At 61.0% G+C, this 833-nt stretch carries 1 protein-coding gene and 1 pseudogene; one reads left to right on the top strand and one right to left on the bottom strand.

The features are described 5' to 3' along the window. Positions 1-136 (bottom strand): annotated as a pseudogene (locus XF30_RS39365) (DUF4440 domain-containing protein); the annotation flags it as partial. Between the two features lie 118 nt (positions 137-254). Here XF30_RS39365 and XF30_RS14550 point away from each other — a divergent pair. Beyond that, entirely contained in the window at positions 255-803 is a 549-nt protein-coding gene (locus XF30_RS14550; protein ID WP_036015773.1) for a Spy/CpxP family protein refolding chaperone, read from the top strand. The last annotated feature ends 30 nt before the right edge of the window (positions 804-833 follow it).

The following is an 833-nucleotide window of genomic DNA, read 5'->3' as shown; positions in this document are numbered from 1 at the left end:
CGACCTCTCGGACATAACCCGCGAAGGTGTCCAGCCATTCGCGGAAGAACTGCGTGATCTCAGCATTCGCGGTCGGCAAAGAGGCCATCACCTGCTCCACATTCGGCAACTCAATCACGGCGATCTTTGTTGCCATGGGCCGGACGATCCAGCAAGATTTGTGCTCCGGGATCACTCGATCGCGACAGGTGTCACGTCACAGCCGGGTTCGATGCTTCGACATCGGCCGGCTCCATTTGGTGGGAGCCAGATTCATGAACCGCGTCCTTCTGCTTGCAGCCTCCCTCCTCCTCACGGGCAGCACAGCCGGCGCGCAGTCCAGTCAACCCTATGCCGGCCTTGAGAAGCGCCCCATCAAGGCGCTGTCACAGCAACAGATCGACGATCTCCGCGCCGGACGCGGTATGGGCCTGGCTCTCGCTGCGGAGCTCAATGGATATCCCGGTCCCAGCCACGTCCTCGAGCTCAGTGATCGTCTCGGCCTGACCGCCGATCAGCGCGCCGAGGTTCAACGGCTGTTCGATGCCATGAAACAGGAAGCCGTTCCGCTGGGTAACAAGCTCGTCGAGCAAGAGAGAGCGCTGGAAGACCTCTTCTCTTCCCGCAGGGTCACATCGGAAGCGCTCAAGACCAGCATTGGCGCCATTGCCGAAACTCAGGGGCAGCTCCGCGAGAGCCACCTCAAATACCACCTCTCAACCGCTGCCGTGCTCGATCAGAGCCAGATGCAGCGATATGCAGAGTTACGGGGCTATCAGCGTCCCGACGGCTCCGCAGGGCACAAGCACAAGCACCATCACTAGACAATGCCGACCGAGATCAGACGATCGCGC

It is taken from the genome of Bradyrhizobium sp. SUTN9-2 (genome assembly GCF_003122645.1).
Classification (GTDB): domain Bacteria; phylum Pseudomonadota; class Alphaproteobacteria; order Rhizobiales; family Xanthobacteraceae; genus Bradyrhizobium; species Bradyrhizobium yuanmingense.
Note: the sequence above shows the minus strand (reverse complement) of the source record. Positions and strands in the feature narration are given on the sequence as shown.